Genomic DNA, 18,154 nt, shown 5'->3' with positions numbered 1-18,154 from the left:
CGTGCCTCACAGTCCCAGGTCGTCGCCCGGATCGAGCGACGCCTGGCACGCCAAACCCTGCATGAGGTCGTTCATCCGGCCGACGCGGGGCGCGTCTTCCTCCAGCTCGTCGGTCGGATCGAGGGCGAATTCGTTGTCGATCGGCTGCTTCTTCTCGACCGTCTCCTGGTTGAGTTCAGGCTGGCGACGGCGGTCCGCGTTCTTCGGATCTTCATCGTCGGCCTCTTCGCCGTCACGCACGGCGGGCGCCGGGGGCCGCGGCGGCAATGGCCGTGAACTCCAGTCGTCGGAACGACTCACTTTCGGCTGCGTCGGCACGGGCGGCGGCAGGATGCGCTCCTGCAAGCGCGCGTCCTCGTAGTAGCGCGCCTTCTTCGCGCGGATTGGATGGACGCCAGACACCATGACGATCTCGTCGGTAGGCGGGAGTTGCATGACCTCGCCCGGCGTGAGCAGCGGGCGCGCCGTCTCCGATCGAGAGACCATCAGATGGCCAAGCCAGGGCGAGAGGCGGCTGCCGGCATAGTTCTTCATCGCCTTCATCTCGGTCGCCGTCCCAAGCGCGTCACTGACACGCTTGGCGGTCCGCTCGTCATTGGTGGCGAAGCTCACTCGCACATGGCAGTTGTCGAGGATCGAGTTGTTCGGCCCATAGGCCTTCTCGATCTGGTTCAGCGACTGGGCGATCAGGAAGCTCTTGATGCCGTAGCCCGCCATGAAGGCGAGCGCCGACTCGAAGAAGTCGAGCCGCCCCAGCGCCGGGAACTCGTCGAGCATCAAGAGGAGCCGCCGCCGCCCGGCCTTAGCCTGCAGGTCCTCGGTCAGTCGCCGGCCGATCTGGTTGAGGATCAGGCGGATCAGCGGCTTGGTGCGGTTAATGTCCGAGGGCGGAACTACGAGGTAGAGCGTCGTCGGCCGCTCGCCGGCCACGATATCGCCGATCCGCCAGTCGCAGCGCCGCGTCACCTCGGCGACCACAGGGTCGCGATAGAGGCCAAGGAACGACATGGCCGTGCTCAAGACGCCGGAGCGCTCGTTGCCGGATTTGTTCAACAACTCCCTGGCGGCGCTGGCGACGACAGGATGAACGCCAGCCTCGCCGAGATGCGGCGTCCGCATCATTGCAGAGAGCGTGGACTCGATCGGCCGCTTGGGATCGGACAAGAACGACGCGACGCCAGCGAGCGTCTTGTCCCCCTCGGCGTAGAGGACGTGAAGGATGGCGCCGACCAGAAGCGCGTGACTGGTCTTCTCCCAATGGTTCCGCTTCTCCAGACTACCTTCCGGGTCGACTAGGATGTCGGCGATGTTCTGGACGTCGCGCACCTCCCATTCGCCGCGGCGGACCTCGAGCAACGGATTGTAGGCTGACGACTTGGCGTTGGTCGGATCGAACAGGAGCACGCGGCCGTGCTGGGCGCGGAAGCCGGCGGTGAGCTGCCAGTTCTCGCCCTTGATGTCGTGGACGATCGCCGAGCCCGGCCAAGTCAAGAGCGACGGGATGACGAGGCCGACGCCTTTACCCGATCGCGTCGGCGCGAAGCACAACACATGCTCCGGCCCGTCGTGACGCAAATAGCTGCGCTGGTAGCGGCCCAGCACGACGCCATCGGGTCCGCTGAGCCCAGCGGCTTCGATCTCCTTCGGTTGCGCCCAGCGGGCAGAGCCGTAGGTCTCGGCATTCTTCGCTTCGTGGGCGCGCCAGACGGACATGCCGATCGCGACAGCCGCGGCGATGATCCCGCCCGATGCGGCGATGTAAGCGCCCTCGATGAAGATGTCAGGCGCGTAGGCGTCGTAGGCGTACCACCACCAGAAAAGGGCCGGGGGAAGGTAGAACGGGAAATGCAGCAGCTCGAACCACGGGTGGCCGAGCTGGGGCTGGAAGCCGAGGCGCCAAGCCGTCCACTCCGTCGCGCTCCAGATCGCCAGCAGGACGATCGCGAAGACGGTGATGACCTGGCCCCAGAGAATCTTGGTCGCGGACATAGAAGACGTCCTTTCCTGAGGTCGATGATTGGAGGGATCGCTCACAGACCGAGCCCCCGGTTGCGGCCGAAGCCCCAGTCGATCCCGCCATCCGCGCGGGCGACGCCGGAGACGTGGCGGCCGAGATGCTTTTGGAGGGAGGGCGTCCAGGGCACGAGTTGGAAGCCAAGACCGTCGTCGATCATGGCGAAGCGGCCGGAGGCGAGCGCGAAGCGCTGCCGATAGGTCCCGGCGACATACTCGCCCGCCTCCGCACCATTGAACGGCTGGCCCGTTTCGGCGGCGAGCCGCTCGCCCAGCTCCTCCACCTCCCTCCGTCGAAGCGTTCCGATCAGGCCGGAGGCGAACACGATCCTCCGCGCCTGTTGCTCAGCGAGGCCTTGCTCGATGAGCTGGTCCGCCCGGCGATCCATCGCCTCGCGGACCTCGGCGCCGAAGCCGGCCTGGCCAAGCGCCACCGGATCGCGCGCGACGGCCTGGCGATCGAGCCAGGTTGCGCCGCTCGCCGTGACCTGGTTTTCGATGGCGAGGTCGGAACGCACGGCAACGGCGACGCGACGGCGGCCTTGCGCGTCGTCGAATTTGCGTAGCTCGACGATGGAGCCCGGCGCGCTGTCGCCGGCGGCGTCGAGATCCGGGAATTTGATGTGATGGGTTCGCCCGTCGACGCCGTCGACGACGGCGTAAGCTGTGCCCTTCAACTCATCGTCGAGACCGCGATCAACCAGGCGGCCGATGATCGGGACATCCAAGGTCTCGCCAGCGAGCACATAGCTCGCCGCGGCCCGCTCAATGCCACGCTCGGTCAGGCTGCGGTGGATACGCTTGATGATGTCGCCGCGCTCGCCGAGCTCGCGCAAGGTCGTCTCCGCGGCCGGGTCCATCGTCCATTGGCCCGGCCCGAGCTGGTGCGCGAGACCAAGACCCTCCAGGCGCCGCAACCGTCCGACCTTGAGCGCTTCGAACGGATCAGGCTGACGTCCGGCATCTGGTGCGAGATCGAGGACGCCGTGTCGATCGGCATCGCGGGCGAGCTGCCGGTCGAGTTGGGTCCAGCGCTCGGCGTCGACCTGGCGCTCGAGCGCGCGACGGATGTCGAGATCGCTGCGCAGCCCCAGCTCTTGCGTCGCCAGGTCCTGGGCCCGGGCACGCATCCCCTCCTTGATGTAGTCGCGCGAAATGACGAGGTCTTGGCCGTCGTCGGCGACGCCGTGCACGATGATGTGGACGTGGGGATGCTGCGTATTCCAGTGATCGACGGCGACCCAATCGAGCTTGGTGCCGAGATCCTTCTCCATCTGGCCGACCAACTCGCGGGTGAAGCCCTTCAGGTCGGCCATCTCCGGCGCGTCCTCGGGCGAGACGATGAAGCGGAAGTGATGGCGGTCCTTCTCGCCCCGCTCCGCGAAGGCCTTGGGGTCGGCGTCCTCGGTCTCGGGACCGAACAGCCTGGCCTTCTCCCCGTCCCGGGTGACGCCCTCGCGTCGTAGATAGCCGAGGTGGGCTGCGAGCGGCGCAGCGCGAGCGGTATGGCGGACGACGCGAGTCTTCACCGTGACCAGACGAGAGCGGCCCGTCAGCAGATGGTTGGCCCGAACGCTGGCGGCTCGGCCGCGACCGAAGGTGGAGTGCCGTCCGCTGCGCAAGAGACCTTGGCGCGAGACGCCACCGCCGGCGCGTTGCGCTGCCGCGAGCGCCTGGGCGACGAAGGGCTTCGCGCGCTGGCTGCGGGTTGAGCGGATGCGGCCCGGCCGAGGCTGGAAATCGTTCTCGTCAGCCATCGCCGGCCCCGGCAATGTGCGGAAAAGTCAGCTCCGGCAAAGTGTTGTGGGTCCGGCGCACCTTGTGCCCCAGGGCCGCACATTGCCGGATCGCTGAAAAATGCCAATAAAAACAACCGACCGACCGAGCCGCACCTTGCGGCCTTTTATCTCGCCCTCGGTCGGTTGGTTTCTGCGCTCCTCCCCTGCCTGCCCTTTCTTCTTTCCGGAAGAACGCTTTGCCGCGCCTGCCAACGAAATCGCGCCCTGTAGCTGCGATGAGGCCCCTTGAGACGTCGGAGGCCGCCGAGCCGACAGGGAAAGCGCGAGCTGACCGAGGCGACGTAGCAGCACGCCGACGGGAGAGCGGCGCGATCACGGCTTCGACGCCGCTGCGGAAACGTCGACGAACAGCCCAGCGGATTGCGGTGCGATGGCCGACAGGTCGCGCACCGCGATGGCAGCCGACGCATCGCTCGACGGCTGTTTGGATGGCGCGCGATCGACAGGATCAGCGCTTGCCGATCGCGTGATGAAGAGAGGGGCCTGTGTCCAAGACGGCGGACCGGAGGCCGCCACGAGGACAGGCCCATCGGTCGCGCCGTCCCCGACAAAAGGGACAAGCGCCGCGACGTAAGCGACGGTTTCAGGCGGCAGCGGACGATGCCGGTCGCGATAATCTTCGTATCGCCCCGGCCCGGCATTATACGCCGCGAGGAATCCCGGCGAACCGTAGCGGTCGTACATCTCACGCAAGAAAGCCGCGCCTGCCAGGATGTTGTCGCGTGGATCAAAAGGATCACGCCCGAGCCGATAGCGAGCGCGCAGCGCGGCCCAGGTCTCGGGCATGAGCTGCATCAATCCCATCGCACCTTTGGGTGAGACGGCGCGCCGATTGCGACGGCTTTCGATGCGCATGATCACCCGTATCCACGCCGAAGGAATTGCGAAGCGCTGGGCCGCTTCTGCAATTAGACTGGCGTAGGGATCGCTCACCGACCGCATCACGGTGGGCGCGGGCTGGGCGTGGACAACGACAACGGGCATGCCGAGCGCCGCTACGCTGGCGAGCAGAAGAAGCGCGCGCCGCATGCGGTCAGCCCCGATCGCTACGCTTCGGCGGGCGGTTCCAGTTCAGCACCCAGGCGGACTTGTCGTCGCCCGACTGGAAGAGGTTGGCGCGGATCGGCTGCGCGAGTGCGGGATCATCTATGACGAGTGAGACGTATTCGCCGGCCTTCTCGCCGGTGCGCTTCCAGCCCGCGCCGATCTCCAGGCCGTCGCCGTCGCCCATGTGGACCCGATAGTCGGGCGCGTTCTCGGCATCGGAGGATTCGGCCGGAACGAGGGAAAGGTCACGGTGGAAGAAGAGCGTCTGGATGCGCCCGGTGAAGCCGGACTTGTCTCGGGTGAACTGACCAATCTGCGCCATGGGAAACCTCCGTTGTTGGCGGGTTGAGAAGCGGGTCAATCGGTGGCCGCGCGCCACACGAAGCGGCCGTCGCCGGCCTCATCGGTCCACAAGGGGACCGCGCGGGCGACGATCGCGGTGGTGGGAAGCGCGCCGAAATAGCGTCCGTCCAAGCTGTCCGGGACGGTCGGGTTCATGAGGAAGACTTCGCTGGGGCCGAGCGTGTGGCAGCCGCTCCAACGCGGCAGCGGGCGGCCGAGGTGATCGCGCTCACGCGCCGCGCCGACTGCGATGTGATCGACCGTGATGGAGTCGCCTGCGCGGCACACGGTCTGCCCAGGTAGCGCCATCACATGCTTCAGCAGCGGCACCCCCTTGGGCAGGAAGCCGCCATCGGCCAGGTAGCTGGCGATCGGTTCGGGCGCGCGCACGGCGACCAGTTCGAGCGCGTGAAGCTGTCCTGCCGGCCGGAGCGCATAAAGCCCGGTCGGCGTGCTCGCCGTGGCGTTCCAGATCAGGCGCGGCGTCGGATGGACGAAAGCCAAGCCGATGAAGACGAGCATGGCGAAATACGTCGTCATGACGTAGCCGAAGCGGGTCATAGCGTGACGCTCCGACGCTTGAGCCAAGCGGCGTGCTGCTCGCGCGTGTAGGGGCGCGGTTCATGGCCGGCGGCGAGACGGTTGTGGAGGTGGCGCCAGTATTCCGGCGCGGCGTCGGCGGGATCGATGTCGAGCGTCTCGACGGCGTCGATCGCCTGGAGCACGCGCTCGACCTTCGGCCAGCTATCGACGCGCAGCAGGATCTCGCCGCCGGGGCGCACGAAGGGCAGCGTCTGGAAGCGTGCGCCAGGCTCGACGGCCCGCACGATATCCATGCGCGAGATGACGGTGCCGTAGTCGTTCGACGCCCAGCGAACGAACGCGAAGACGCTGCCGGGCTTGAAGCTCGAGATGCTGCGGCGGCGATCGAGGATCTTCTCCTCGGCACGCCGCCCGAAGCGCAGCCAGTGCTCGATCTTCTTCTCGATCCAGGTCAGTTCGACATGGGTGAGCGCGACGGGGCGCCGATGCGATGGCGGTACGACAAGCGTCGGCGACGGCTCGTTGTCGTTCATGCGCTCTCTCCGGGATCGGCGGGGAATTCGCGCGCGAAGAGGTCGCGCAGCATGTCGGCGACGGTGATCCCGCGCTGGAACGCGGCGACCTTGATGCGGCCGCGCAGCGCCGGCGTGACGTCGATCGTCAGTCGCGCGGTGAAGGCGGAGGGCTCGTCACCGCGACGGCTTGAGGCGTCGGGCGCTTTGATCCAGCTCTCGGCGTCGCCGGGCCGGGCGGCGAAGCCGCGTCGGGCGCCACCCGCGCTCATGGCGCAATTCTCGCGACTTCGGCGGCGAGCGCTGCGATCTCGAGCGCCGCGGCGCTCTGCGCGGCCAGCTCGAACACGAGGCGCCCAGATCGCGCGGCGTCGGCGAAGACGACACGCTGGCCGATGGTGCTGGAGAGCACTGGCGGATCGTGATCGGCGAGCGTTTCGGCCGTCTCGCGGGCGATGACCGTGCGTGCCCCGCAGCGATTCAGCACGAAGCGCGCGGCGAGCTGCGGACGATAGATGCGGGCCTCGCGGAGCAGGCTCAGCATCTCGGCCGAAGCCCAGCCATCGAAGGGTGATGGTTGCACCGGGATCAGTACAAGGTCGGCGGCGAGCAGCGCCGAACGCATCAATCCCGCGACGCGCGGCGGCCCATCGATGACGACATGATCGGCGGTGCACGCGATTTCCGGCGCTTCCCGATGGAGCGTGTCACGCGCGAGGCCGACGACGCCGAAGAGCCGTGAGACGTTCTCCCGCGCCCGCTGCTGCGACCAATCGAGCGCAGAGCCCTGCGGGTCCGCGTCGATCAGCGTCACGCGCTTGCCGTCCAGCGCCAGCTCGCCGGCGAGATGAAGCGCAAGCGTGGTCTTGCCGACGCCGCCCTTCTGGTTGAGCAGAGCGACGATCATCTCTTCCCTCCCGGCTTGCGACCGAAGGGCAGCGACGGCTGTCGTCCTGGTGGCTCGGAGGCCTGCGTAGCGGAGGTGGCGGGTTTATCCGCAGACCGCGCGGACCAACAACTAGAGTTAGATTCTGAGTTAGACTCTAAGTTAAGGCCCGGAATCGCCGTTTCCGGCCATAGCGTTAGCTGCGGTTCGTGCGTGCGAAGTCCCGATAGGGCTGCGTGCGGAGTCCCGATACCGTTTGCGTGCGAAGTCCCGAGCGTTTCCACAGCGCCATCCACAGGAACTGTGGATGAGCGGGCCGGCAGGATGCGGAGCGTCTCGCGGCGGCCCTGGCACTCGATGCGCAGGCGATAGCCGGGCAGCGGTTGGCGCGCGGCGATGCGCCGGATCTGGAGCGCGAAATCCGAGACGCGCACCAGGCTTCCGGACTTCTCGTGGAGATGCGCGATCTCGAACAGCCAGCCCTTGGGCTGGCGACCAGCGTGCTTGCGGGCGACGCGATAGAGCCAGCGCTCGATGCCGCCGGTCAGCCGGAAGTAGGCCGGGTCGATGGCCAGGACGAGCGAGCGGTCGATGACGCCGCGGTAGAACCAGTCGGGGAGCACGAACTCCATGCCCTCGACGCGGCCGTCGCGCGTCGTGCATTCCTCCCACTCATTGATCCAGGAGAACTGGTGACGGCGCCAATGTTCGCCGTTGCGGATGGTGGTGTGGATAACGGTCGATTGCAGGCGGGCGAGCGCGCCCTTCAGGAGCTTGTAATCGCGTGCGCCTGTCTGCCGACCGATCGCGGTCAGGAGCTGGTAGGGCGTGAAGCGAAGGAAACGCGAGGTCTTGAAGCCGAGGTTCTCGGCCTCGACGATCTGGCTCGCCGCCCAGATCAGCACGTCGGCGTCCCAGATGGTCGCCATGCCATGCTCGGGCACGGCGTAGACCTCGACCCGAACACCGGCAGCTTCGTAGAGGATCGGCGCCGTGCGCCTGGCTTTGGCGAGCGAGAAGAACGGCCGCTCCATCAAGTCGCGCTGGTCGCGCGGACTTGCGTCGCCGGTGGCGACGATGAACGGATCGAGCTTGCTCCGTTCGCTGGCTGTGATGAGGCGGCGCGATGTCATCGACGAGCGCCGCTTCAGCGATGCGCGTGGCCGGCGGCGCGGGCCTCGACGTATCGAGGATCCGACGTCGAGCTGCACGCGGCCTGGTCGGCCCAAGCTTCGAGGTCGTCGATCGCGTAGACGACGCGCCCGCCGAGCTTGCGGAAGGTTGGGCCGCTACCGTGGCAGCGGTATTTCTCAAGCGTCCGCGGTGAGATGCCGAGGATGCGCGCCGCTTCATGCGTGCGGACGTAACGCGTGGCGAGTTGCGCGGCCCTGTCGGGCATGATGTGCCTCCGTCTTGCCTCGAAGCGCCGCGGCCAAGTCGCGGCATGTCGGGGTGACGGTGGCGGAGAGTTCAGGCGTTAGGGGTGGACGAAGATTTTCGAGTAGGTGTGTCCCCCCTCGGTCGCGCCGCTGCGCATGTGAGCGCAGCGCGTGGTGTGCGTAGCGCGGGCGGGCGTAGGACTAGGGTGTGTTCTGGAGGGATCGGTGCGTGTGTTAGCCGCCGCGCAGAAGTTTGAGGTAGCCGCGCTCGACCAGCGCAATCGAGTCGTGAATGAGACGGTTGGCGGTGCGTCGGGCGTGTGAATCCTTCCACTCGACTGATGGAAATCGTGCGTGCTCGGAGCGGAGGATTATTTCGGCGACCTCGCGTGGGCCGCCCCCAAGTTCGCGGACGTCGAAGGCGTGTAGAAGCTGGACGAGCCGGCGCTTCTGCTGAGGCGTCAGGCGAAGGGCGGCGGGAAGAAGTTTGACGCGCTGGCCACGAAGACGGCGCACGAAGCGCAGTGCGACATCAAGCCGGAGTTCAAAAGAGATGTCGGGCGGCAGCAGAATGGCAGGCCGCGTGCTGATCTGATCGCCGTGCAAACGAACGTGGAGTTCGCCCGAGCCGTCGACAACAACAAGCTCACGGCCTTCGTCGTCCGCGTCATCAGCAACGACTGATCCCAGCTGCGCGGGATCAAGCGACGTGAGTTGGTCGAATCCGCCCGGCGCTGTTTCAAGGATCAGCGTACCGGGCGATAGTTCGGGCAGCCAGGTGACCGGGGCGGGCCCAACGGGAAGGCTTGGGTCATGGGCGAAAACGCAACCCCCATCGCCGAGCGAGACCGACACGGGCGGTTTCGGCATCGACGGAGGCGCGTGTGATCTGGCGCTGTGTGCGGACGAAGTCGCGGCGGTAATCGTGGTTGCGGCGCAGGAATTCGACGGCGAAGCCGGGGCGTTCGAGGCGGTTCAGGCGATCAATCGTCTCCGGCGAGCGCCAATATTCCGTGGGCATGGCGTTTCCTCTCATTTTGTCCTCTCTCAAGGGAGGGACACCACGATCCGGAAAAATCGCCGGCAAAGTAGTCCTTAAGGTTGCATCGCGTGTGGCTGCGAGCCGTGGGAGTATGGTGTTGTTCACTGCATCCGCGGCTCAAGCAGATGCCGATAACCCGTCTCCGTCATCCAGCGCGCCCGCGCCAGATGGCTGTCATGAACCGTTTTGGCACGGGCGGGCTCCCGGGTGGGGTTGAGGCCGAAGATTACCTGGACGACTTCGTGCCAGTCGGCGCCTTCTTCGTCGGCCATCAGCAACCGAAGATAGATCGCGAGATGTTGCTCGTCATAGGCGCTCAAGCGGTCGGTGTGCGGCGGCCGGTCCTGAAAGGGCACCTGAGTCATTGCGATCTACCCCATAGAGATCAAAGCGATGTGTTAGGCATTCATTTACCGCGAATTTTTGCAAGATTTGGGCCGCGTGACACTTACTCCGTGATGCCTGGGACGCATCGCGTTGCTCGGGAAATTGGCAAACTGGGACCTCCGCAGCCCGATGAATAGCACCGGCATGTACGAATCGGAACGATCATTCCTGGAACGATAGTTCCTATATCGGCTCCATCATCGCCATGGATCTCAAGGAGGTCATGGCGGTCAATCTGCGTCGGTTGCGTCATGCGAAAGGGATGACGCAGGAGGAATTGGCCGAAAGGGCTGGGTTGAGTGCCCGGTACGTCGGAGGGATCGAACGCGCCGACGTTTCGGCCAGCGTCACCGTTCTCGGCCGGATCGCGGAGGCGCTCGACGTGGAAGCGACTGAACTTGTGCGAGCGGTGTCTTCGAAGGCTCGGAGAAAAGCGCCGATCGAGCCTCAGGCCCCTTGATAACGGCGGTTCACGTCTCGCGTCGGAAGAATTCGACAGGGTCCGCTTCAAGAACCTCGGCGAGCTTCTCCAGCATGTCGACGGTCGCGGAGTGCTGTTCGCGCTCCAGCATGCCAACATAGTTGCGATTGGTGCCCGCACGGTCGGCAAGCTCCTCCTGCGACATGCTTTTGGCATGTCTCAGTCTTCGCAGATTCGTGGCGACGATCTCCCGCAAGCTCATGCGGTGAGATCGCCGTGCCACCTAATATACTGCCACCTAGTAAACTAGGTATTCCGCCCATTCAAGGTCGGCGGTCGCCCTTGGATCATAAGGCGATGCCCCGCCCGGACCAGCCGGACGGGGCATTTGTAGCGGGGTTTAGTCGCTCCGACGGCCGTTGGGGCGGGACCAGATCAGGCTGTAGCCCTCACCGTCCTCGTCGTCGAAGAGGTTTGCGAAGATCGGGGCGGTGAAGCTCGGATCGTCGAGCTTGAGGCCCAGATAGTCGCGGCCCTCGTTGGAGCGCTTGGCCCAGGCGGCGCCGATCTCGACCCGGCCGACATAGACGCGGTGGGTGGGGCTGTTCTCGCCGGAACGGTTGGTTTCGGGAACGATCCGGACGTTCTTGGCCTGGACCGAGAGGGTGACGATTGCGCCGGTGAATTCGTTCGAGCCGGTCTTCTTGAAGGTGCCGATGGTCGCCATGGTAGTTCTCCTTGATCTCTGTTTCCGAGCCCGCACCATTGCGGCCTCGATGGTGATCGAGGGGCCGGAGGCGATCGACGGCGCACCCCGAAGGGGCTCGACAGCAAAGGAGGGACTTTCTTGTCTCGCGAGGAATGACGGCGCAGCCGGCAGGGGAAGAAAGTTTTGACGCCGCTGTTGCGCCATAGGCGGTCGAGGCTTCAGCCGGCCTTCGGCCAGATCAATCCATCGAAGAGGCCGTTCGGTGCGCTCGGCCTGACAGAGCTGACATCAAGGGGAACGTGGCGACTTTCGAGTCACCGCGGAGGCTGGCCAGTGAATTCGACGGTAATCCGGGCCCCGTCCTGGCCACCAACGGATATCCTGCTTCGGAGGCCAAGCTCCGGCTGCACGCCCCGTCACGCGCTTCGTTGGCCATATCCGTAAGACGTCGCCACCTCGGCCATGTCGCCTCAACAACCCGCCACGACGCCCGGTACTCTGCGATGATCGGGTGAGCTTCGACGCCAGTCGGCCCTCACTCCGTGTTCGACGACGAGGATCGCGAGCATACGGAATGCGTGATCTGGCCCCGCCCCAACGGTCGTCGACGTGATGACGTCAGCCCCGCGCTAAGCCCTGTCCGGCTGGTCCGGGCGCGGCCATTCCGGTGAAGCGGACAAACGCCGTGACGGCGACCGCGCCGATGACGGCGAAGATCGTCTGCCAGGTGGGTGAAGGCATCGCCATCTGGGCGATTCCATGCGTGGCGCTGTAGCCAGCGACGGTGGCGGGCGCGACATAGAGAAGGATGATCAGGAGCCGAGCCCACGCCCATGGCACAACGGCGAGCGCAAGCTGGCCAAGGCCAAAGGTGACGCCGCCGGCTACAAGACCCACGGCAATGCCGCCGAGCACGCCGGGCCCCGTGTGAAAGGCCCAGATGCCGATCGTCAGACCGGCGAAAAACGGCAGCGCAAAGATAGCGAGGGTGAACAGCAGCCAGCAGATAAAGCCGATGCCGACTATGACGAGGAGTGGTCCGAAGAGGATCATGGCGGTGTACTCCGTGAGATAAAGGTCTGACGGTCGCGCCTTCCACCACCACCACGGCGCGACCGTGAGTATAACCGCAAACAGGCGCCCGCGGGAGGGGAAATCCCACTGGTCTTCCTCGGTCGAGCTTGTGTGCCGATGCGTCCCTTCATGGCTGGAATGAGTCGAATTCGTGCTTATGCTCTCCAGCGCATAATCGTGGGAAGCTGGATAGAGATGGCCGTGAGCTGATTCGACGCGATGTCGCGTCTGCGTGAGAACGCTCGGATGAAGCCAGCTGGGCGCACGCTCGTTCGTGGCGAGGCAACTATTCCTGAATCGCATTAAAGGATGCGAGTGGTCATGGCCGCATGCGCTGACGAGAAAGTGAACAAGCCGGCGCTTCTCTTGCGGTGCACTATGTGAGATGCATGACCCGTGAAGCCTTGGTCGCTTGTCCCCCGCCTGCTCTCGATCTTTGCGGTCTTGAGCCTTTTGATTGCGCCGATGGTTGGTCCGTCGTCTGCGAGGGCGATGGGGGCTGCCCAGATGGCGGCGACATCCGAAATGGCGTCTATGTCGGACAGCATGCCTTGTTGTTCGGGTGAGAAACCTGCGCAGCCGGATTGTTCGAAATCCTGCCCGCTGGCCGTTCTATGCACGGCCAATTGTCTTCCCGGTTCTCTTCCGGCATCGGCTTTCATTCCCGCTCGGTTCGCCGTGACGAGCGTGAAGGAGCCGAGTGATCATCTGTGGCGCGACGGCCTGATCGACCCGCCACCACCCCGACCTCCCCGAGCCTGAATTCATCGGCGGCTCCTTGTGAGCCGTATCATGCCGCATGACCGAGTTCATGCGGCGAAGCCACGTGATCCGGCCATAGGCCTGATCACGAGCCGGCCGCGCGTCCGCGTGGCTGAACGAGATGAATTTGGGAATCTTTGACGATGAACTTTCTGAATGTGAAATCCGCTGCGGTCGCGGCGACGGTCGGTGCTGCTTGCATCGGAACCCTCTCGCAGGCCTGGGCCGGGATCGGCGACTATGAGTTCCAGCTCGTCCAGAGCGAAGTGAAGAAGGGTGACGGTGCCGTCGTGACCGTTCGCCTGGTCGACAAGCGTTCCGGCAAGCCCGTGCCGGACGCGGTGATCATCGCCAAACGTGTCGATATGGCGCCAGACAGCATGGCCGAGATGGCCGAGCCGATCGAGCAACTGCCGTCAACGGAGCCCGGCGTCTATCGCTTTAAAGCGGCTCTCGTGATGGCCGGGGGCTGGCGGCTCTCGCTCGGCGCCAAGCTGCAGGGCGAGACCGGCACGGTCGAGAACAAGCTCGAGTTCAAGGCGGTACCATGACGCGCATCGGCCGTACGGGCCTCACCCTCGCCGCCATACTGGCGGCGGGGGCTGGAGGCTACTGGGCTGGGCATCGCGATCTTGCGCTGCCACCCATGAACCCAACCGTGGTAGCGTGGCTCCTCCGGGCGGTCCCCTGGCTGGAGGGCGCCACGACACCTCGGGCGAGCGCCAGGCCGACGCCCTCGGGACCGGTGATCTATTATCGGGATCCTGACAGCCGTCCGGCCTATTCGGCGCTGCCGAAGACGACCGCGGATGGGCGGGACTTCCTGCCGGTTCACGCGAGCGAGGACATCAGCTTCGACGACAAGCCGGCCAGCGTTGCCGAAGCTCCTGCCGCCGGCGACCCGAAGAAGATCCTCTACTATCGCAACCCCATGGGCCTGCCCGACACCTCGCCGGTGCAAAAAAAGGATTCGATGGGGATGGATTATCTCCCCGTCTACGCCGGCGACGACGAGGACGGTTCGACCATCAAGGTCGCGCCGGGCAAGCTGCAGCGAACGGGCGTTCGTTCTGAGATTGCCGCCGATCGTGTCATCGTCCAAGCGGTGCGGGTTCCGGGCGCCATCCAGCCGGACGAGCGGAATGTCTCGGTCGTGACCGTCGCGGCTGACTCCTATGTCGGCAAGGTCGAGAACGTCACGACCGGAGACCGGGTGCGGAAGGGACAGCCTCTCCTGCAACTACGCTCGCAGGAGATCGCGACTGCTGCCGTACAAGTCCAGATCAATCCAGGGCTCAATGTAGCGCGTCGGCGTCTCGAGAACTACGCGGTGCCGAAGGAAGTCATCGACGAGATCGACCGGACTCATCAGGTTCCGCCGGCCTTTACCTGGTACGCCCCTCGCGACGGCATCGTCCTCGTGCGTAATGCGACCGAGGGAATGAAAATGACGGCCGGCGAGGTTCTGTTCCGTATCGCCGATCTATCGACTGTCTGGGTACTTGCCGACGTGCCTGAATATGCACTCGCGAGCGTCGAACTTGGTCAACTCGCTAAGGTTCGCGTGCGCAGCTTGCCCGGTAGGACTTTTGAGGGTCGCGTCGCGCTGATCTATCCGCAGGTCAACGAGGCGACGCGCACGACGAAGGTGCGGATCGAGATCCCAAACCCGGACGGCGTTCTTCGCCCTGACATGTATGCTGATGTCGAGATCGAAGTGGGTGGCGGAAGATCGGTGGTCGCGGTGCCCGATAGCGCGGTGATCGACACTGGCACGCGTCAGGTGGTGATCCTCGACAAAGGCGATGGCCGTTTCGAACCGCGTCAGGTCAAGCTCGGCACCCAGGGCGGCGGCTTCACCGAAATCCGTAGCGGCGTCGCATCCGGCGATCGGGTTGTCGTCTCGGCAAACTTCCTCATCGACGCCGAGAGCAATCTGAAGGCTGCACTCAGCGGCATGACAGCGACAGGAGATACGCCATGATCGCCCGCCTCATCGCGTGGTCCGCACGCAACCTCGTTCTGATCCTGGTCGGCACCGCGTTCGCTGTCGCGGCCGGTGTCTATGCCGTCAAGACCTTACCGCTGGACGCCATTCCCGATCTCTCGGATGTGCAGGTCATCGTCTACACCGATTATCCCGGCCAGGCGCCGCAGGTGGTTGAGGATCAGGTCACCTATCCTCTGACAACAGCCATGCTGACCGTACCAAGGTCCAAAGTCGTGCGCGGCTTCTCCTTTTTCGGCGTCTCCTTCGTCTACGTGATCTTCGAGGACGGCACGGATCCCTATTGGGCGCGTAGCCGCGTGCTCGAATATCTGAACGCCGCGGCCAAGCGCCTGCCGGCCGGCGTCACGCCGGGGCTCGGGCCGGACGCGACCGGTGTCGGATGGGTTTACCAATATGCCGTTATCGCCAAGGACATGACACTGGCTGAGTTACGCTCGCTGCAGGACTGGGTCATCCGTTTTGCTGCCTCGAAGGCCGAGGGGGTCTCGGAGGTCGCGAGCGTCGGTGGCTTCGTCAAGCAATATAACATCGTCGTCGATCCGCTGCGGCTGCGCGCCCAGGGAATATCACTCGCTGCCGTGCGTGACGCCGTGCGCAACAGCAACCAGGATGTCGGCGGTCGTACGCTTGAGCTGTCAGAGTTCGAGTTTATGGTGCGCGGCCGGGGCTACATCAAATCGCCCGCCGATATCGAGAACATCGTGCTGAAGACCGATCGGGGCGTGCCGCTGCGTCTCAAGGACGTGGCGCGCGTGGAGATCGGTCCGGACGAGCGACGCGGCATCACCGAGCTCAACGGCGAAGGGGAAGTGGCAAGTGGCATCGTGCTACAGCGCTTCGGCGCCAACGCGCTCAGCGTGATCGAGAACGTCAAACAGAAGCTTGCCGACATCGCGGGCAGCCTGCCCAAAGGCGCTGAAATCGTGCCGGTCTATGATCGCTCGCATCTCATCGAGGCCGCGATCGAAACGTTGCGGCACACACTGACAGAGGAGAGCATCATTGTCGCCTTTGTCTGCGTGGTGTTCCTGCTGCATCTCAGAAGCGCACTCGTCGCCATCCTTATGCTGCCGGTTGGCATCCTGATCGCCTTCACCGGGATGAAGCTGATCGGGCTCGGCTCCAACATCATGAGTCTCGGCGGCATCGCCATCGCGGTCGGCGCCATGATCGACGCCGCCATCGTCATGATCGAGAACGCCCATAAGCATCTGGAGCGCGCGCCGCCGGATAAGCCCCGCGTGCAAATCCTGATCGATGCGGCGAGCGAGGTCGGTCCGGCACTGTTCTTCAGCCTGCTCGTCATCACCGTGTCCTTTCTGCCGATCTTCACGCTGGAATCGCAGGAGGGACGGCTGTTCGGCCCGCTCGCCTTCACCAAGACCTTCTCGATGGCGGCGGCCGCGATTCTGTCGGTGACATTGGTGCCGGCGCTGATGGTGATCTTCGTGCGCGGCAAGATCATTCCGGAGCATAAGAACCCGATCAACAAATTTCTGATCTGGACTTATCGACCGATCATTCGCGCGGTCCTGAAGGCGAAGACCTTTACCATCATCGTTGCTCTTGTTGCACTTGCCGTCAGCATCTGGCCCGCGCGCCAGCTCGGCTCGGAGTTCATGCCAAATCTCGATGAAGGCACGCTGCTCTATATGCCGACCACCCTGCCGGGAATTTCCGTGACGAAGGCGGCTGAGTTACTACAAGTGCAGGACCGCATCATCAAATCGTTCCCGGAGGTGGATTCCGTGTACGGCAAGGCCGGCCGTGCAGCGACGGCGACCGACCCGGCGCCGACCGAAATGTTCGAGACCATCATCAATCTGAAGCCGAAGGAGCAGTGGCGGCCCGGCGTGAATATCGACAGCCTCAAGGCCGAGATGGACAAGGCGCTACAGTTCCCCGGCGTCTCGAATGCCTGGACCATGCCGATTCGTGCTCGCATCGACATGCTCTCGACCGGCATCCGCACGCCAGTCGGCGTCAAAGTGTTCGGCGCGGACCTTGGTGAGATGGAGAAGGTCGCCCGTCAGATCGAAACAGTCCTCAGGGCGGTGCCCGGCACGTCGAGCGCCTATGCCGAACGAGTCATCGGCGGTTACTATCTCGACATCATCCCCGACCGGGAGGCGCTAGGCCGCTACGGTCTTAAGATCGGCGATGCGCAGGACGTTATCGCAACCGCACTCGGCGGCGAGACGGTGACGACAACAGTCGAGGGTCGCGAGCGCTACGGCGTGAATATCCGCTACCCCCGCGACCTACGTTCGAATCCACGGGCGATCGCGACCGATGTCGAAGTGCCGCTGTCCGGTGGCGGCGCCATTCCCCTTGGCGAGGTGGCGAAGGTTCAGCTCACACGGGGCGCGACCTCAATCCGCACCGAGAACGGGCAGCTCGCGACCTATATTTATGTCGACATCAACGGCCGCGATCTTGGCGGCTATGTTGCCGAGGCGCAGAAGGCGGTCGCCGCATCGGTGAAGCTGCCGCCGGGCTATTCGGTCGGCTGGAGCGGACAGTACGAATATCTGGAGCGGGCCGAAGCGCGGATGAAGATCGTGGTGCCGGTGACGCTCCTGATCATCTTCCTGCTGCTCTACCTCAACTTCCGGGCGCTCACGGAGACGCTGATCGTCATGCTGTCGCTGCCCTTCGCTCTGGTCGGCGGGGTGTGGCTGATGTGGTGGCTCGGCTTCAACATGTCGGTCGCGGTGGCGGTAGGGTTCATCGCGCTCGCCGGCGTCGCTGCCGAGACAGGGGTCGTTATGCTGATCTATCTCGATCAGGCGATGGCCGAGGTGAAGACGGCGCGAGCCGGACAAGGCCGGAGCTTCACCCGTGCCGATCTCTACGAGGCGATCATGCTCGGCGCGGTCGAGCGGGTACGGCCGAAGATGATGACGGTCGTGGCCATCATGGCGGGCCTAGTGCCGATCCTGTGGAGCACCGGCGCTGGTTCGGAGGTCATGCAGCGCATCGCTGTCCCGATGATCGGCGGCATGATCTCATCGACGATCCTGACGCTCGTTGTGATCCCGGCGATCTATGGGCTGATCAAAGGATGGGGGCTTCCGGCGAAGGCCGTCCCGGCCTCCGTCGAGGAACTCGAACCCTTACCGCTACGCGAGGCGGCCGAATGACAGGAGAGCGCCAAGATGCACAATATGATGGGCGAAGGAATGATGTGGGGCATGGGCCTTTTCGGCGTCATCGGCATCGTCGTG

The 18,154-nt window shown here is 64.8% G+C and carries 21 protein-coding genes; 4 read left to right on the top strand and 17 right to left on the bottom strand.

What is annotated here, in order from left to right; all coding sequences use genetic code 11:
* Window positions 1-6: 6 nt before the first annotated feature.
* From HMPREF9697_RS14795 to HMPREF9697_RS14735, 13 genes are all read right to left on the bottom strand, one after another.
* Window positions 7-1,989 (bottom strand): conjugal transfer protein TraG, encoded by a 1,983-nt coding sequence (locus HMPREF9697_RS14795; protein WP_002718045.1) that lies wholly within the window; start codon window positions 1,987-1,989, stop codon window positions 7-9.
* Window positions 1,990-2,030: 41 nt separating this feature from the next.
* On the bottom strand, window positions 2,031-3,770 hold the full coding sequence (locus HMPREF9697_RS14790) for a relaxase/mobilization nuclease domain-containing protein (RefSeq protein ID WP_002718044.1): 1,740 nt from the start codon (window positions 3,768-3,770) through the stop codon (window positions 2,031-2,033).
* A gap of 354 nt (window positions 3,771-4,124) precedes the next feature.
* Window positions 4,125-4,841: a lytic transglycosylase domain-containing protein gene (locus tag HMPREF9697_RS14785; RefSeq protein ID WP_002718043.1), complete on the bottom strand. Its 717-nt coding sequence runs from the start codon at window positions 4,839-4,841 to the stop codon at window positions 4,125-4,127.
* 4 nt (window positions 4,842-4,845) lie between these two features.
* Window positions 4,846-5,181, bottom strand: a complete 336-nt coding sequence (locus HMPREF9697_RS14780; RefSeq protein ID WP_002718042.1) for a DUF736 domain-containing protein — start codon at window positions 5,179-5,181, stop codon at window positions 4,846-4,848.
* Window positions 5,182-5,216: 35 nt separating this feature from the next.
* Window positions 5,217-5,762, bottom strand: coding sequence for a S26 family signal peptidase (locus tag HMPREF9697_RS14775; RefSeq protein WP_002718041.1), 546 nt, complete (start codon window positions 5,760-5,762; stop codon window positions 5,217-5,219).
* Complete coding sequence (locus HMPREF9697_RS14770; RefSeq protein ID WP_002718040.1) at window positions 5,759-6,277, bottom strand: DUF2840 domain-containing protein; 519 nt, start codon at window positions 6,275-6,277, stop codon at window positions 5,759-5,761. The genes HMPREF9697_RS14775 and HMPREF9697_RS14770 overlap by 4 nt, the downstream gene beginning before the upstream one ends.
* A complete protein-coding gene (locus HMPREF9697_RS14765) occupies window positions 6,274-6,528 on the bottom strand; it encodes a hypothetical protein (protein WP_002718039.1) in 255 nt (84 codons plus the stop codon). Before HMPREF9697_RS14765 ends, HMPREF9697_RS14770 begins: the two co-directional genes overlap by 4 nt.
* Window positions 6,525-7,163 (bottom strand): ParA family partition ATPase, encoded by a 639-nt coding sequence (gene parA, locus HMPREF9697_RS14760; protein ID WP_002718038.1) that lies wholly within the window; start codon window positions 7,161-7,163, stop codon window positions 6,525-6,527. The genes HMPREF9697_RS14765 and parA overlap by 4 nt, the downstream gene beginning before the upstream one ends.
* Complete coding sequence (locus tag HMPREF9697_RS14755) at window positions 7,160-8,275, bottom strand: replication initiator protein A (RefSeq protein ID WP_002718037.1); 1,116 nt, start codon at window positions 8,273-8,275, stop codon at window positions 7,160-7,162. Before HMPREF9697_RS14755 ends, parA begins: the two co-directional genes overlap by 4 nt.
* Window positions 8,276-8,289: 14 nt before the next feature.
* Complete coding sequence (locus HMPREF9697_RS14750) at window positions 8,290-8,541, bottom strand: helix-turn-helix transcriptional regulator (protein WP_002718036.1); 252 nt, start codon at window positions 8,539-8,541, stop codon at window positions 8,290-8,292.
* A 214-nt stretch (window positions 8,542-8,755) separates the two neighbouring features.
* Window positions 8,756-9,391 (bottom strand): DUF2285 domain-containing protein, encoded by a 636-nt coding sequence (locus HMPREF9697_RS14745; RefSeq protein WP_002718035.1) that lies wholly within the window; start codon window positions 9,389-9,391, stop codon window positions 8,756-8,758.
* Complete coding sequence (locus HMPREF9697_RS14740; protein WP_172583885.1) at window positions 9,333-9,542, bottom strand: transcriptional regulator domain-containing protein; 210 nt, start codon at window positions 9,540-9,542, stop codon at window positions 9,333-9,335. The genes HMPREF9697_RS14745 and HMPREF9697_RS14740 overlap by 59 nt, the downstream gene beginning before the upstream one ends.
* A gap of 122 nt (window positions 9,543-9,664) precedes the next feature.
* Complete coding sequence (locus HMPREF9697_RS14735; RefSeq protein ID WP_002718033.1) at window positions 9,665-9,928, bottom strand: DNA -binding domain-containing protein; 264 nt, start codon at window positions 9,926-9,928, stop codon at window positions 9,665-9,667.
* Between the two features lie 227 nt (window positions 9,929-10,155).
* Between HMPREF9697_RS14735 and HMPREF9697_RS14730 the strand changes: the two genes are divergently transcribed.
* Complete coding sequence (locus HMPREF9697_RS14730) at window positions 10,156-10,410, top strand: helix-turn-helix domain-containing protein (RefSeq protein ID WP_002718032.1); 255 nt, start codon at window positions 10,156-10,158, stop codon at window positions 10,408-10,410.
* A gap of 10 nt (window positions 10,411-10,420) precedes the next feature.
* Here HMPREF9697_RS14730 and HMPREF9697_RS14725 read toward each other — a convergent pair whose 3' ends face one another.
* From HMPREF9697_RS14725 to HMPREF9697_RS14705, 4 genes are all read right to left on the bottom strand, one after another.
* The gene (locus HMPREF9697_RS14725) at window positions 10,421-10,633 is read right to left on the bottom strand and encodes a helix-turn-helix domain-containing protein (RefSeq protein ID WP_002718031.1); all 213 of its coding nucleotides are present in this window, start codon (window positions 10,631-10,633) and stop codon (window positions 10,421-10,423) included.
* A 138-nt stretch (window positions 10,634-10,771) separates the two neighbouring features.
* Window positions 10,772-11,098, bottom strand: a complete 327-nt coding sequence (locus tag HMPREF9697_RS14720) for a DUF736 domain-containing protein (protein WP_002718030.1) — start codon at window positions 11,096-11,098, stop codon at window positions 10,772-10,774.
* Between the two features lie 600 nt (window positions 11,099-11,698).
* Window positions 11,699-12,133, bottom strand: a complete 435-nt coding sequence (locus HMPREF9697_RS14710) for a hypothetical protein (protein WP_002718029.1) — start codon at window positions 12,131-12,133, stop codon at window positions 11,699-11,701.
* Between the two features lie 323 nt (window positions 12,134-12,456).
* On the bottom strand, window positions 12,457-12,816 hold the full coding sequence (locus HMPREF9697_RS14705; RefSeq protein WP_147293864.1) for a hypothetical protein: 360 nt from the start codon (window positions 12,814-12,816) through the stop codon (window positions 12,457-12,459).
* Window positions 12,817-13,059: 243 nt separating this feature from the next.
* Between HMPREF9697_RS14705 and HMPREF9697_RS14700 the strand changes: the two genes are divergently transcribed.
* Genes HMPREF9697_RS14700 through HMPREF9697_RS14690 form a run of 3 tightly spaced genes read left to right on the top strand, consistent with a single transcriptional unit; the run spans window position 13,060 to window position 18,070 of the window.
* Window positions 13,060-13,467 (top strand): FixH family protein, encoded by a 408-nt coding sequence (locus HMPREF9697_RS14700; RefSeq protein WP_002718028.1) that lies wholly within the window; start codon window positions 13,060-13,062, stop codon window positions 13,465-13,467.
* A complete protein-coding gene (locus HMPREF9697_RS14695) occupies window positions 13,464-14,900 on the top strand; it encodes an efflux RND transporter periplasmic adaptor subunit (protein WP_002718027.1) in 1,437 nt (478 codons plus the stop codon). Before HMPREF9697_RS14700 ends, HMPREF9697_RS14695 begins: the two co-directional genes overlap by 4 nt.
* Window positions 14,897-18,070 (top strand): efflux RND transporter permease subunit, encoded by a 3,174-nt coding sequence (locus HMPREF9697_RS14690; RefSeq protein WP_002718026.1) that lies wholly within the window; start codon window positions 14,897-14,899, stop codon window positions 18,068-18,070. Before HMPREF9697_RS14695 ends, HMPREF9697_RS14690 begins: the two co-directional genes overlap by 4 nt.
* Window positions 18,071-18,154: the final 84 nt, after the last annotated feature.

The organism is Afipia felis ATCC 53690 (genome assembly GCF_000314735.2).
Classification (GTDB): Bacteria; Pseudomonadota; Alphaproteobacteria; order Rhizobiales; family Xanthobacteraceae; genus Afipia; species Afipia felis.
The sequence above is the reverse complement of the archived record's forward strand: the minus strand, read 5'-3'. Positions and strand labels throughout refer to the sequence as shown.

Coding starts and splice junctions, on each gene's coding strand:
- HMPREF9697_RS14795 (WP_002718045.1), bottom strand. CDS start 1,989: ATGTCCGCGACCAAGATTCTCTGGGGCCAGGTCATCACCGTCTTCGCG.
- HMPREF9697_RS14790 (WP_002718044.1), bottom strand. CDS start 3,770: ATGGCTGACGAGAACGATTTCCAGCCTCGGCCGGGCCGCATCCGCTCA.
- HMPREF9697_RS14785 (WP_002718043.1), bottom strand. CDS start 4,841: ATGCGGCGCGCGCTTCTTCTGCTCGCCAGCGTAGCGGCGCTCGGCATG.
- HMPREF9697_RS14780 (WP_002718042.1), bottom strand. CDS start 5,181: ATGGCGCAGATTGGTCAGTTCACCCGAGACAAGTCCGGCTTCACCGGG.
- HMPREF9697_RS14775 (WP_002718041.1), bottom strand. CDS start 5,762: ATGACCCGCTTCGGCTACGTCATGACGACGTATTTCGCCATGCTCGTC.
- HMPREF9697_RS14770 (WP_002718040.1), bottom strand. CDS start 6,277: ATGAACGACAACGAGCCGTCGCCGACGCTTGTCGTACCGCCATCGCAT.
- HMPREF9697_RS14765 (WP_002718039.1), bottom strand. CDS start 6,528: ATGAGCGCGGGTGGCGCCCGACGCGGCTTCGCCGCCCGGCCCGGCGAC.
- parA (WP_002718038.1), bottom strand. CDS start 7,163: ATGATCGTCGCTCTGCTCAACCAGAAGGGCGGCGTCGGCAAGACCACG.
- HMPREF9697_RS14755 (WP_002718037.1), bottom strand. CDS start 8,275: ATGACATCGCGCCGCCTCATCACAGCCAGCGAACGGAGCAAGCTCGAT.
- HMPREF9697_RS14750 (WP_002718036.1), bottom strand. CDS start 8,541: ATGCCCGACAGGGCCGCGCAACTCGCCACGCGTTACGTCCGCACGCAT.
- HMPREF9697_RS14745 (WP_002718035.1), bottom strand. CDS start 9,391: ATGCCGAAACCGCCCGTGTCGGTCTCGCTCGGCGATGGGGGTTGCGTT.
- HMPREF9697_RS14740 (WP_172583885.1), bottom strand. CDS start 9,542: ATGCCCACGGAATATTGGCGCTCGCCGGAGACGATTGATCGCCTGAAC.
- HMPREF9697_RS14735 (WP_002718033.1), bottom strand. CDS start 9,928: ATGACTCAGGTGCCCTTTCAGGACCGGCCGCCGCACACCGACCGCTTG.
- HMPREF9697_RS14730 (WP_002718032.1), top strand. CDS start 10,156: ATGGATCTCAAGGAGGTCATGGCGGTCAATCTGCGTCGGTTGCGTCAT.
- HMPREF9697_RS14725 (WP_002718031.1), bottom strand. CDS start 10,633: ATGAGCTTGCGGGAGATCGTCGCCACGAATCTGCGAAGACTGAGACAT.
- HMPREF9697_RS14720 (WP_002718030.1), bottom strand. CDS start 11,098: ATGGCGACCATCGGCACCTTCAAGAAGACCGGCTCGAACGAATTCACC.
- HMPREF9697_RS14710 (WP_002718029.1), bottom strand. CDS start 12,133: ATGATCCTCTTCGGACCACTCCTCGTCATAGTCGGCATCGGCTTTATC.
- HMPREF9697_RS14705 (WP_147293864.1), bottom strand. CDS start 12,816: ATGAAAGCCGATGCCGGAAGAGAACCGGGAAGACAATTGGCCGTGCAT.
- HMPREF9697_RS14700 (WP_002718028.1), top strand. CDS start 13,060: ATGAACTTTCTGAATGTGAAATCCGCTGCGGTCGCGGCGACGGTCGGT.
- HMPREF9697_RS14695 (WP_002718027.1), top strand. CDS start 13,464: ATGACGCGCATCGGCCGTACGGGCCTCACCCTCGCCGCCATACTGGCG.
- HMPREF9697_RS14690 (WP_002718026.1), top strand. CDS start 14,897: ATGATCGCCCGCCTCATCGCGTGGTCCGCACGCAACCTCGTTCTGATC.